This window comes from Mycobacterium sp. NPDC050853, from assembly GCF_040653875.1.
In the GTDB taxonomy this organism is placed as follows: Bacteria; Actinomycetota; Actinomycetes; order Mycobacteriales; family Mycobacteriaceae; genus Mycobacterium.
The window spans coordinates 14,160-26,565 of sequence record NZ_JBFAGW010000012.1 but is presented as its reverse complement, the minus strand read 5'-3'; the positions used below and the strand labels follow the sequence as shown (position 1 = coordinate 26,565).

Below are 12,406 nucleotides of genomic sequence, written 5' to 3'. Positions count from 1 at the left end.
ATGTGGCTATAGGGGCGACGATAGGGGCATGTACGGGTTCGCTGGTGGACATCCACTCGATGATTGCGTGGGAACAGATTGCGTAATCCACAACCCTAGTGGCCACCACATACAGGACTGGCCGCAGCGGTGGCGGGCAAACGGCATTCTGGACCGGATCTGTGAACACGGGCAGGCCCATCCTGACCCAGACCAGTTCACGTTGTGGCTGTCCCAAGGGGGCGAAATATTAGCGGTGCATGAGTGCGACGGTTGCTGCGCCTACCCCTCGCACACACCGACAGGTCACCGCACCGCAGCTGATATCGAGTCAGAACTATCAATGCTGAAAATGATGCGTGACGTGATGGAAAATAGCGGAGCGCCCGCGGTCCATCCGACCGCACTGGAGGAAGCGCTAAGCGCCGAACTCGAACGTCTCCAGCGCCGTGACAGCGAGTAATAGGTCTCCACGAGGTTGGTCGGCAGGCTTCCGAACCCCGAGATCAGATGCCGCGGAAACGCGGAAGATGGTTACCGAAGCGATGGGCGCTGTGACTGCCGTAAACATTTCAAGTGATGATGTGCAGAGGGTCAGCTCGTCGGCCCGGAAGAGTTGGTGACCGCGCGGGAGCTGGTTCGGTCCGGGCTCGCGGGGACCCGGCCAGCAACGCTGGCAGTCCGATGGAAGCCGGAGCTAAACGCTTCGCGATAAACATCTGCCGACTGAATGTCTGACCTCGGCCGAGGTTTGGGAAATCGCCTCGCCTGCGATAACTTTCGGATGGACTCGTCGCTAAGGACGAGAGGATGATCGGGGAACAGCTTTATTTGTCTGTACTGGTAATAGAACGCGCATCGTTCCATGCGCGTTCGAAGGTTTGTTGGTAGTTGTGCCACAGGTCCGGGGTGTCTTCACGCCGGATAAGGATGGCTGGATTGTTACTGGCGGGAGCGCCGTAAAGATGTGGTGTGGTGATGAGGGTGTCATCAGCGCGGAACAGCGGTGTATAGGCGGGGTTGTTGTGCACACGAACGCTGAGCCCGTCGATGTTGGCCAGTGCCCGCACACGGGAGAAGGTCATTCGTCGGCGCCCCGTTAGTTCTTTATCGCTCTGTTCATCAAGGCCGTGTAGTTCGGCGGTGGATGTAGTGGGATCGCCGGTAAGGAATCGGATCTGAGCACCATCTGAGGCCGCGTTCGAGAGCGTCTTCGCAAAGCGCGGAACGTTCTCAAAGAGGAATGTACCGCTGTAGACGAGGATGTCGATCGCTTTGGCTGCCTTGTTGAAAAATGAGGTCCATGCGCTAGCTGGCATGTCTGCTCGCCTGGCGTAGACACTGACGGCGGCCGTCCCTGTGCTAGGAGGCTCCATTGTTGGGAAGATGTCGGGCCATAGGTCCTGGGGGTCGCAGTCCAGCGCCTCCGCGGCGCGTCGGGCGTTGCTTGGTGGGGGCATGGATTCGCCCCGTACCCAAGAGTCGACTGTGGTCGCATCTACACCCGCTGCTTTAGCGAGGCTGGCATCGTCACACCCTTGGTGATCCATGAGCGCTTTCAACCCGTGATTAGCTAAATGGGACTGGGACATACTGGCTCCTCTGTCGGCACGTGTAGCACTCCTTCTAGCCTCAGCGGTTGTCAGCAAACGCGCGCAGCGAAGCCACCTGCACCGGGTCCAGCGAGGGGCGCACGGTGGCCCGGGCCGTTTCGACATCGGCGACGGTCACGTCGGCGGCATCGATGGAACGCCGCATTGCCGCCATCGCCGCCTCACGCAACAGCGCCGCGCAATCGGCGGCCGAGAAGCCCTCGAGTTCGGTGGCGAGGGCATCCAGATCCACATCGGCGTCAAGCGGCACCGATCGGGCGGCGGTCTTGAGAATGTCTTTGCGGGCTTGCGCGTCCGGAGGCTCGACGAACACCAGGCGTTCCATCCGACCGGGACGAAGCAGTGCCGGGTCGATGAGCTCGGGCCGGTTGGTGGCACCGAGTACCACCACGTCGCGCAGCGGTTCCACCCCGTCCAGCTCGGTGAGCAGGGCCGCCACCACTCTGTCGGTGACTCCCGAGTCGAAGCTCTGCCCGCGTCGCGGGGCCAGCGCATCCACCTCGTCGAGGAACACCAATGAGGGCGCGGAATCCCGGGCACGCCGGAACAGATCGCGCACCGCCTGTTCGGAGGCGCCGACCCATTTGTCCATCAGCTCGGCACCCTTGACGGCATGGACCGAAAGCCTGCCCGAGCTGGCCAGCGCCCGCACCACAAATGTCTTCCCGCAGCCGGGCGGCCCGTACAGCAGCACCCCGCGGGGCGGATCCACGCCCAGCCGCTCGAAGGTGTCCGGATGCTGCAAAGGCCACAGAACAGCTTCTGTCAGCGCCTGTTTGGTGGTTACCATGTCGCCGACGTCATCGAGGGTTATGGACCCGACGGCCACCTCTTCGGTGCTGGACCGCGAGAGCGGACGAATCACGGACAGCGCACCGACGAGATCTTCCTGGCTGAGCGCTGGTGCGCTGGCCTGCTCGCTGGCGCGTGCGGCCGCCCGCAATGCGGCCTCGCGTACCAGGGCGGCCAGATCGGCCACCACGAAACCCGGTGTCCGTGCTGCGATCTCGTCGAGCTGCAAATCCTGCGAAGGCACTTTCGCTAGCAGGACCTCTAGCAGTGCCTTGCGGGTGGCGCCGTCGGGCAGGCTCAGGCCCAGCTCGCGGTCACACAGCTCGGGAGCACGCAGCCGCACATCGATCGCATTGGGATGGGCGGTGGTCGCGATGAATGCAACGCCGGAAGTGGCTACCGCAGAGCGCAACTCAGCGAGAATGAGTGTCGCCACCGGTTCGGCGGTGGCAGGCAATAGTGCGTCGACATCGGAGATGAGCAGAACTCCACCGGACTGCCGGACCCGACTCACGGCGCCGCGGATCGCATTGAGGCGTCCATCCGCGGTCGTGGCTCCCACTTCCGGCCCGTCCAGTTCGAGGAGTGTGCGCGACGCGCAGACCGCGCGCGCCAATGTCGCCTTGCCGACACCGGCGGGCCCGGAAATCAGCACGCCCAGATTGGGCTGGGCGCCCAGTGTCTTCAGTAGACCGGGTTCGTCGAGGGCAAGTTTTAGCCACTCGGTGAGGCGTGCGACCTGCGCCTGGGAGCCCTTGAGGTCCTCCACGGATACCGCTGCGACGGGTTCGGTCGGCGGGGCCGCCTCGGCAGCCGGGGTCGGAGGCTGGGTGGATGGTGTCGAACCCTGCCAGCTGACAAGAGAATTGGGTTGCACGCTGACCGGACCGACCGGATCGACCGCGGTCACCGTCAGTAGTTCGGAGGTCCAGGTGATGCCCACCGATCGGGCCAGTGCCGATGTCGCCTCCGAGGTGGAGGTGCCCGGCCCGAGGTCTCGCGGCAGCAGTGACACGGTATCCCCGACGGTCATGACCTTGCCCAACAGCGCCATCCGTAGCGTCGCCGACGAAACGGATTGGGTGGCAAGGGAGGAGCCGCTCACGGTGACCGACCGCGCGCCATACACCACTACTGGCGCGATGACGACCGACGCGTCCTCACGCAGACCCGCATTCGACAGCGTGACATCGTCGAGCAGGGCGGTGCCGGCGGGAACCGAGCGAGGGGCGATACCCACCACCGCCGTGGTCGTCCGCGATCCGGTCAGTGATATCGCATCCCATTCTCGGATCCCTAGGGCGGCAATTGCTTCCGGATGCAACCGGACAACACCGCGCCGCGAGTCGACGGCCGATGTGTTGAGACGGACAGTGAGGGTGAGCGATGAGCCGCTTGCGCGAAGAGCATTGGGAGAGGAGCTCATGGCGCCCTAGCGTGGCCTGCCGGGCCGTCGCAGGCCAAGACGTGCCGCGGTTCGCCTTTTGGGCAGCGAGCCCCGTCGGAATGAGCGTCGCTGGTCCCGACGCTGGTCGCGACGAAGATCCCGGCGTTCCTTGGGCTTGGCATCCCAGGACTCGGGCCGTGCGGCCACCCAGCGCTGACCGCGCCAGGCGAACGGGATATGCGCCAGGTAGACGACGATCAGGACCAGTAGCAGCACATATGGGTACTGCAGCAGTAAGGCGGCGGCCACCGTCACCAGAGCGAGCAGCAACACCACCATGCGGGGTGGCACCGAGACGGATTTCATGGCTGCGGTGGGGATCTGGCTGACGATGAGCATGGATACGACCACCATCCATCCGCATATCGCCCATACCGACGACCACCATCCGTCGCCGAACTGCAGATAGGCGGCCAATGGTGCCAGCACCATCAACGCCCCTGCCGGGGAGGGCACCCCGACGAAATACTCCTTGGTGAACGCGGGCTGGGAATCGTCGTCCAGCAGCGTGTTGAAGCGCGCCAGCCGCAGCACGATGCACACCGCGTAGAGAAGCGAAAAGACCCACGCCGTAGGGGTATCCGACAGCATCGAGATGTACAGCACCACGGCGGGAGCGACACCGAAATTCACCGCGTCGGCGAGCGAGTCGATCTCGGCGCCCATCCGAGACGTCGCGTCCAGGAGCCGGGCGATCCTGCCGTCGAGACCGTCGAGGATCGCGGCTGCGGCGATCAAGGTCAGCGAGATATACGGCTTTCCGTCGAACGCGAACTTGATCGAGGACAGGCCACCGCAGATCGCCAGCACCGTCATGACACTCGGCAGGATCCGGATGTGGACGGGACGCTTCGAGGCGGCTTGGTTCATGGACGAGCCGCTTACGCGATGTCCGGCGAGGAGGGTAGCTCGGCCAGCACCGTCTCGGCGCCGACGGCCCGTTGTCCTTGCTGGACAAGAATTTTCGACCCCTCGGGCAGGTAGGTGTCGACCCGAGAACCGAATCGGATCAATCCGTAGGTATCGCCGATCGACAGCTGGTCACCCACCCTCGCGTGGCAGATGATGCGACGCGCGATGAGCCCGGCGATCTGAACCACCACCACATCGTGCCCGGTACGGGTGCGGATCTGCACGCTATTGCGTTCGTTGGCGACGCTCGCCTCGGCGCGATCCGCGGACAAGAACTGTCCGCTGCGGTGGATGACTGCGGTCGCTGCGCCGGCCACCGGAACACGCTGAACGTGAACGTCGAATACCGAGAGGAAAATGCTGATGCGGGGGAGCGGTTCGGCGGGCAGCCCGAGCTCCGGCGGCGGCACCGCACGGTCGACGAGGCAGATCTGGCCATCGGCGGCGGCGACCACCACATCGGCGCGATTGGGTGGGATGCGCGCCGGATGCCGGAAGAAACCGGCACACGCGCCGGCGAGTGCCAGCCCGGTACCGCGAATCCAGCGGTTCTTGAACCCAAGGCCGGCCAGTCCCAATCCGCCTGCGATGAACGGAAGGCCTGCGGGATGGATCGGTGGAATGGTCGAGCGGAACAGTTCGACGATATGCGGGATCCCGGAATCGGGCTCTGAACCTACGGGGCGGGGACGTCTTGCCACTGGACCATCCTAGTGATTGCAGCGGAGCGCGGTGGCCCGCTAGGTCAGGTTCCAGACGCTGACCGTCGTTCCCGCGGCCAGCTCGGTGACGTCCTCGGGTATGTCCAGCAGGCAGTTCGATGCCGCCAGCCAGCGCAGATGGTGCGACGCGGGAGGGCCCACGGCCGTCACGGTGCCTTTCTGCGCGTCCCAGCATCCCCGCCGGAATTGCCGCTTACCGGCGGGGGCGGAGATAGGATCGGTGAGGACCGCCTCATGGCGCTCCCTCGCCGGGGCCAATCCCATGGCAGCGCGCAGCGGTTCACGAATGAACACCTCGAACGACACCAGTGCGCTGACGGGATTCCCGGGCAGGGTGAGTACTGGGACGCCGTTGACGCGACCCGCTCCTTGCGGCTTACCGGGTTGCATGGCCACCGAGAGGAACTGGACCCCCGCGTTGGTGAGCGCGTCCTTGACCACCTCATACGCTCCGGCGCTCACCCCGCCGGTGGTGATCACCAGGTCGGCCTGCGCACCGAATTCATCCAGCACGGACAGGAATTGGTCGACGTCATCGGCGACTGTCGGTGCCACGACGGCATCGGCTCCGGCCTCCTGGACGGCCGCGGCCAGCATGACCGCATTGGATTCGTAGATCTGTCCCGGCTTGAGGTCGGTGCCGGGGGATACCAGCTCGCTGCCGGTGGAAGCGATGACCACCCGCAGACGGGGATGCACGGTGAGTTCTTCCAGGCCGAGCGCCGCGGCAAGTCCCAATGCCGGTGCGTTGAGGCGGGTGCCGGTGGTCAACACGGTGTCACCGGCACGCACATCCTCACCGGCGCACCGGATGTGTTGCCCGGCACGGGGTTCCTCGGTAATGGTGACGGTGACGGTGCCTCCGTCGGTGACCTCGACGGGCACCACCGCGGTGGCACCTGACGGAACCGGTGCGCCCGTCATGATCCGGTGTGCGGTGCACGGGGTCAATGTCAGCTCGTCGGTGCGCCCGGCGGGGATGTCCTCGGTGACCGGCAGCGTTATCGGGTGAGCGGGCGAAGCCCCCACGAGGTCGTCGCGGTAAACCGCATAACCGTCCATCGCCGAGTTGTCGAACACCGGCAGATTCAGTGGCGCGATGACATCGGCGGCCAGTACCAGCCGTTCGGCGGCCCCGACCGGTACCCGTACGGGTACCGGAGCGGAGATCAATCCGGCGACAACCTGCTGGTGTTCTGCGACGGAACGCATCGGCTAACTCTATCCATCGCAGAGTTGCCCGCATTCGAGCGACAACCTGCTACGCCGCCGAGGGCGTACCGCACGCAGGGGTTTAGCCGCATACCGTGTACCGGGTAGGCCCTCGACGTGCGGTGTCCACGGCGTGGCAGCAAAATGGCGCCATGACCGTCGGTGGAGTGCTCTTCGATATCGACGGGGTCTTGGTGACCTCGTGGGAGCCGATCGACGGCGCGGCCGAGGCCCTCAACGCACTTCACGACGAAGATGTTCGTCGTTGTTTCTTGACCAACACCACCTCGCGGACCCGGGTGCAGATCGCGGAACTGCTCACCGCCGCCGGGCTGGCTGTACCCGCCGACGAGGTGATCACCGCAGCCATGCTGACCGCGGACCATGTGATCGCCCAGCATCCGGGTGCACGGTGCTATCTGTTGAACGATGGGGATATCACCGCGGATATGCCGGGGGTCGACTTCGTCGAATCCCTCTCCGATGACCCCGATGTGATCATTCTGGGTGGCGCCGGCCAGCAGTTCGACCACGTCGCGCTGAGCCGGGTGTACGACCTCATGGCTCAGGGGATTCCGGTGGTCGCGATGCATCGCAACGCGGTATGGAGCACCCGCGAGGGATTGCGAGTCGATACCGGTGTGTACCTGGCGGGGATGGAGCAGGTGTCGGGACGTAAGGCCGTCGCCGTCGGCAAGCCGGCTCCGGCGGGATTTCAGCTGGCGGCCGAGCGGATGGGCTGCGACCCGGATCAAGTCGTGATGGTGGGTGACGATTTGATTGTCGACGTGTTGGCTGCGCAGGTGGTGGGAATGACCGGCGTGCTGGTGCGCACCGGGAAGTTCCGTCAGGACACTCTCGACAGGTGGGCGGCCGACCAGTACACGATGCAACCGGCGTACGTCATCGACTCTGTCGCGGATTTACCGCACTTGTTGTCGGACCTGTAGACCAGAATCGGCGACATGATCGATCACTTTGGTATCAACTGTGCGGACCTACCGGCAGCAGCCGCGTTCTACGACAAGGTGCTCGAGGTTCTCGGGTACACCCGCCAAATGGATTTCGGTGTCGCTATCGGGTACGGAACGGCAGGAAAACCCGACTTCTGGATCGGCGGCGACCCTGATGGACAGGCATCGACGGGTCCCAATCGTGAGATCCACGTTGCCTTTTCGGCTGCGAGTATCGAGAAGGTTGACGAGTTCTTCGCGACGGCGACCGGTGAGGGCGCCGAGGTGCTCCATGCGCCCCGGCTGTGGCCCGAATATCACCCCGGCTATTACGGGGCGTTTGTGCGCGACCCCGATGGGAACAACGTCGAGGCGGTGTTCCACGGGGCAGCGCCTGCCTAGGAGCCCGGTGTAACGATCACGGTCGGCGCGGACTTTGTCGGAACAGAACCCGCCGGGACGATTGGCGCCGGTGGCGTCGTCGATTCTTCGGTCGAGTGCGCGGGGGTGACCGATGCTGCACCATCGGGTATCACGATCGGTGCCCGCGCGGTGCCGCGTTGACTGGAATTTTCGGAGTCGGCGTCCGAATCCGCATCGGGCGGCCAATCCACGCTTGTCGGGGGCCAACTTTCGGCCTTATCGCCGCCTGCCGCCGCCGGGGGAGCGCATCCCGCCGAAGCGCCGAAATCCCCTGGGCTGCAGTTATCGGCACGTGCGGCGGGGATCGGTGGCAGGGCCAGACACAGAGACAGGGCCGCGGCGCAAGTAATGCGGATGACCAGACGAGATTTCGCGGGGCTGCTCACAGCGAGAGAATGTCCCCGTAGACGTTGACGCTGTCATCGGACTTGTCGGTGTCGATCATCGCCGTCGTGAAGAACCGGACGGAGACTGGCCCGCCGCAGGCGTCCACTTTGACGTGCGCGTCATGCACCACGATCTCGCCGGTGCGGCCCTTGAGTGCCTTCTTGCCCAGCACGATGTTCTTGATCGTTCCCGGAAGTAGGTTGATCGAAATGCTCCCGTTCACTTCCGCGTAGGGGCCGATCATCCCCAGTAGATTGGTGCCGCCCGAGAAGCCGGGATTGATTCCCGCGTCGGCGCCGACGTCGACGCTGCCGCCCTCGCTGAGGTCGATCTGACAGCCCAGCTGCAAGCCCATGACGAGGGTGCCCGAGTTGACCGGGATAGCTCCGTTGCCATCGATGCCGGCGGCTGACTTACCGGTGACAAAACCCTCGCGAGTGAATGCCGTCGCGGCCATGTTCGGCACCGAGTTGATTGTCATCCGTGTCAGTGATGCGCTCAGATGCCAGCCATCGTCGGTAACTGCGGACTGGGTCACGTCGGCCACCGGCAGCGGATCGGCCCCCGCTACCGCGATGCCCACACAGAAAAGTGAAATGACAAGAGTGACAACAGAAATAATTCTGCGCACGAACCCGCCTTATATGGAGTAGATGGCCAAACTCGGTTATCCGGCGCCGAGCGTATTGACCCCGGCTGTGGGATACCTGGTACCGAACACCGGGAGAACTGTGAATGCACCGGGTGGGCAGCGCGGTGGATCTGCGGCAGGATGCAGTCGTGACCGATAAATGGACCACCGCCGATATCCCTGACCAGACCGGACGTGTCGCCGTCATTACCGGCGCCAATACCGGCCTGGGCCTGGAGACGGCCCGTGCACTGGCAGGCGCTGGCGCCCAGGTAGTCCTTGCGGTTCGCGATCTCGAAAAGGGCGCCGCCGCTGTTGACGAGATCAAAAAAACCGCGCCTGAGGGCAACCTGGCGCTGCAGCGGCTGGATCTGTCGTCGCTGGCGGATATCAAGTCCGCCGCCGGACAGCTGAGCACCGAATACCCACAGATCGATCTGCTCATCAACAACGCAGGGGTGATGTACCCGCCGAAGGGCAGCACTGCGGACGGGTTCGAGCTGCAGTTCGGCACCAACCATCTGGGTCATTTCGCCCTCACCGGTCTGCTGCTGGAGAATCTCGCCGCCGTGCGCGGGTCCCGCGTCGTCACCGTCAGCAGCAACGGGCATAAGATCAGGGCAGCAATACATTTCGATGATCTGCAGTGGGAGCGCAGTTACAGTCGCGTGGGGGCATACGCTCAGTCCAAGCTCGCGAATCTTTTGTTCACCTACGAGCTGCAGCGGCGCCTTGAGGCCGCCGGGACCGAGACCGCGGCACTGGCCGCACATCCTGGCGCATCGGGTACTGAGCTGATGCGCCACATCGCATTCGGCCCGGAGGCGTTTAGTGCAGCAGTGTTGAAACTCGCGCAGAGCCCGGCGATGGGAGCGTTGCCCAGTCTGCGCGCCGCCGCCGACCCGACAGCGTTGGGTGGCCAGTACTACGGGCCTTCAGGTTTCGGCGAGCTCCGCGGATATCCGAAGGTGGTCAAGTCGAGCAAGCAGTCACATGATAAGGCTCTGCAACAACGGCTTTGGTCAGTCTCTGAGGAGCTGACCGGAGTGCGGTTCCCCGTCTAGACGAAGAAGTTGTCGTGGTCGATGAACCACTGGGTGCGTTGTTCATCGGTCATATCGGCGAGTGTGCCGAAGCCCTCGAAATACTTCTCGCGGGGCGCGCCCGGAGCGAACAGCATCAGCATGGAAGCTGTTTCGCCCGAATCGTTTTGGAATGCGTGGAGTCCGCCCGGGGGGACGAACAAGAAGTCGCCAGGGGTGGCGTCGACCCAATTTTCACCGTTGTACAACCGCCAGGTGCCGGACAGCACGAAGAACGCCTCCGACATCGCCTTGTGGAAATGTGTCGCGGCACCGAAGCCTTTCACCGGCCCGGCGTCGATTCGGTACAACCCGTAGTCGCCAGCCGTCGACTGTTGGGTGGCCAGGTAGTGGTACTGGACGACGTTGCCGTCACCCCGGGGCGTAATCGGGCGGATCGGTGGCCGGTTTGAATATCGCGCTGATCTCGCCGGTATCGCCCTGATATCGCGGTTCGGGATATCCAGAAACGAGCAGTGACATGCGATTCACGCTACGCGCGTTACAGCTCCCGGTGAAGGGTGCGGACCGCGACGATGCGCTCCTTGAGTTGATCGCGGGTGGCCGCCGCGATCGGGGGGCCGCCGCACCGGCGGCGCAGCTCGTTGTGGATCCAGCCGTGCGGCTTACCCGACTTGAAGTGAGTGGCCGACACCAGCGCATTGAGCTCGCGTCGCAGCTCGCGCAGCTGGCCGTGTGTCGAGGTGATCTCCGGTGGCACCTCGCCCGATGCGGTGCGCTTGGTGAGCTGCTCTTCCTGCCTGCGCCGCAACAGATCTCGCATCTGGTTTGGATCGAGCAGGCCGGGAATGCCGAGATACTCGGCCTCCTCCTCGCTGCCTGCGGGTGTCGCGGTGCCGAAGGATGCCCCATCGAAGATCACCTGGTCCAGCTCGGCGCTGGCGCTCAGCGATTCGAATCCCTTTTCTTCCTCGCCGGGCTCGGTGCGCTTGCGCTCCTCCTGCTCTTCACCATCCATCGGTTCGCGATGCGGCTTACCGAGCACGTGATTGCGCTGCTCTTCGAGCAGGCTGGCGAGCTCCAGCAGCGTCGGCACCGAGGGCAGGAAGATGCTCGCCGTCTCGCCCGGGGCCCGTGAGCGGACGTACCGCCCGATTGCCTGGGCGAAGAACAGCGGCGTCGAGGCACTCGTCGCGTAGACGCCGACGGCCAGACGTGGCACGTCGACCCCCTCGGACACCATGCGCACGGCCACCAGCCACTCGCTGCTATCGGCGGCGAACTGGGAGATGCGGTCCGAGGATTTCGGATCGTCGGAGAGCACCACGGTGGGTTCCGTGCCGGTGATCGTGGTCAGCAGCTTCGCGTAGGCGCGTGCGGCCTTCTGATCGGAGGCGATGATCATGGCCCCGGCATCGGTCATGCCGCCGTTGCGTTTCTGCTGCAGCCGCGCATGGGCGGCGCGCAGCACCGCAGGCATCCAGTCACCGTTGGGGTCCAAGGTGGTGCGCCAGGCGCGTGCGGTCTGCTCGGCGGACAGCGGCTCGCCGAGGCGGGCGGCGTGTTCCTCGCCGGCACTGTCACGCCAGCGGGCCTCGCCCGAGTAGGCCATGAAGACCACGGGGCGCACCACACCGTCGGCCAGTGCCTCGGAGTAGCCGTAGGTGTGGTCGGCCCGCGAGCGCTGGAAGCCCGCGCCGTCGGGCTCATAGTCGACGAACGGGATGGGGCTGTCGTCGCTGCGGAAGGGCGTCCCGGTCAATGCAAGGCGTCGGGTGGCGTCGTCGAACGCCTCGCGGACTGCCTCACCCCAGGTCTTGGCGTCTCCGGTGTGGTGGATCTCGTCGAAGATCACCAGGGTGCGGTGATTCTCAGTGCGCACCCGATGTCGGGTGGGGTGGCTGGCGATCTGTGCATAGGTGACGACCACGCCGTGGTACTCCGAGGAGGTCTGTGCATCGGAGTTGCTGAACCTCGGGTCTAGGGCCAGGCCGAAGGACGTTGCCGCCTGCGCCCACTGCACCTTGAGGTGTTCGGTTGGTACGACGACGGTGATCTTGTCGACGGTGCCATCGGCCAGCAGCTCGGTAGCAATGCGCAGGGCAAATCTCGTTTTCCCTGATCCCGGGGTCGCCACGGCCAGGAAATCCCGGGGTTTGGCGGCCAGATACCGCACCAAAGCCCTACGCTGCCAGCCCCGCAATGTATGGGTGCTGGGCGCCTCTACAGCCCGCACCCTATCGACTCCGTTCTGATTCGATGATTGAGTCGCAGACTAGCGCAACGGATTAC

General features: G+C 64.6%; 11 protein-coding genes and 1 pseudogene. 3 read left to right on the top strand and 9 right to left on the bottom strand.

The features are described 5' to 3' along the window. Nucleotides 1-806: 806 nt before the first annotated feature. The 5 genes from AB0H22_RS24395 to glp are packed head-to-tail and all read right to left on the bottom strand — an operon-like array spanning nucleotide 807 to nucleotide 6,677. Nucleotides 807-1,571, bottom strand: a complete 765-nt coding sequence (locus AB0H22_RS24395) for a helix-turn-helix domain-containing protein (protein ID WP_358149731.1) — start codon at nucleotides 1,569-1,571, stop codon at nucleotides 807-809. Nucleotides 1,572-1,611: 40 nt separating this feature from the next. Further along, on the bottom strand, nucleotides 1,612-3,810 hold the full coding sequence (locus AB0H22_RS24390) for an AAA family ATPase (RefSeq protein WP_180750920.1): 2,199 nt from the start codon (nucleotides 3,808-3,810) through the stop codon (nucleotides 1,612-1,614). A 6-nt stretch (nucleotides 3,811-3,816) separates the two neighbouring features. Next, complete coding sequence (pssA, locus tag AB0H22_RS24385; RefSeq protein WP_180750921.1) at nucleotides 3,817-4,701, bottom strand: CDP-diacylglycerol--serine O-phosphatidyltransferase; 885 nt, start codon at nucleotides 4,699-4,701, stop codon at nucleotides 3,817-3,819. An 11-nt stretch (nucleotides 4,702-4,712) separates the two neighbouring features. After that, nucleotides 4,713-5,444, bottom strand: a complete 732-nt coding sequence (locus AB0H22_RS24380; protein ID WP_180750922.1) for a phosphatidylserine decarboxylase — start codon at nucleotides 5,442-5,444, stop codon at nucleotides 4,713-4,715. A gap of 39 nt (nucleotides 5,445-5,483) precedes the next feature. After that, complete coding sequence (glp, locus tag AB0H22_RS24375; protein WP_358149727.1) at nucleotides 5,484-6,677, bottom strand: gephyrin-like molybdotransferase Glp; 1,194 nt, start codon at nucleotides 6,675-6,677, stop codon at nucleotides 5,484-5,486. Nucleotides 6,678-6,829: 152 nt separating this feature from the next. On the opposite strand from glp, the gene AB0H22_RS24370 reads away from it, so the two are divergent. Next, the gene (locus AB0H22_RS24370; protein ID WP_180750924.1) at nucleotides 6,830-7,627 is read left to right on the top strand and encodes an HAD-IIA family hydrolase; all 798 of its coding nucleotides are present in this window, start codon (nucleotides 6,830-6,832) and stop codon (nucleotides 7,625-7,627) included. Between the two features lie 15 nt (nucleotides 7,628-7,642). After that, complete coding sequence (locus AB0H22_RS24365; RefSeq protein WP_180750925.1) at nucleotides 7,643-8,032, top strand: VOC family protein; 390 nt, start codon at nucleotides 7,643-7,645, stop codon at nucleotides 8,030-8,032. Here the strand turns inward: AB0H22_RS24365 and AB0H22_RS24360 are convergent. Together AB0H22_RS24360 and AB0H22_RS24355 are read right to left on the bottom strand one after the other, a co-directional pair. Continuing rightward, nucleotides 8,029-8,439: a hypothetical protein gene (locus AB0H22_RS24360; protein ID WP_358149724.1), complete on the bottom strand. Its 411-nt coding sequence runs from the start codon at nucleotides 8,437-8,439 to the stop codon at nucleotides 8,029-8,031. The genes AB0H22_RS24365 and AB0H22_RS24360 overlap by 4 nt on opposite strands. Further along, on the bottom strand, nucleotides 8,436-9,023 hold the full coding sequence (locus AB0H22_RS24355) for an MspA family porin (protein WP_180750926.1): 588 nt from the start codon (nucleotides 9,021-9,023) through the stop codon (nucleotides 8,436-8,438). The genes AB0H22_RS24360 and AB0H22_RS24355 overlap by 4 nt, the downstream gene beginning before the upstream one ends. Before the next feature lie 197 nt (nucleotides 9,024-9,220). On the opposite strand from AB0H22_RS24355, the gene AB0H22_RS24350 reads away from it, so the two are divergent. Then, nucleotides 9,221-10,135, top strand: coding sequence for an SDR family NAD(P)-dependent oxidoreductase (locus AB0H22_RS24350; protein ID WP_358149721.1), 915 nt, complete (start codon nucleotides 9,221-9,223; stop codon nucleotides 10,133-10,135). Here the strand turns inward: AB0H22_RS24350 and AB0H22_RS24345 are convergent. Then, nucleotides 10,132-10,636 (bottom strand): annotated as a pseudogene (locus AB0H22_RS24345) (cupin domain-containing protein). The gene AB0H22_RS24350 and the pseudogene AB0H22_RS24345 sit on opposite strands and share 4 nt — an antisense overlap. 19 nt (nucleotides 10,637-10,655) lie before the next feature. After that, complete coding sequence (locus AB0H22_RS24340; protein WP_180750929.1) at nucleotides 10,656-12,350, bottom strand: DEAD/DEAH box helicase; 1,695 nt, start codon at nucleotides 12,348-12,350, stop codon at nucleotides 10,656-10,658. Nucleotides 12,351-12,406: the final 56 nt, after the last annotated feature.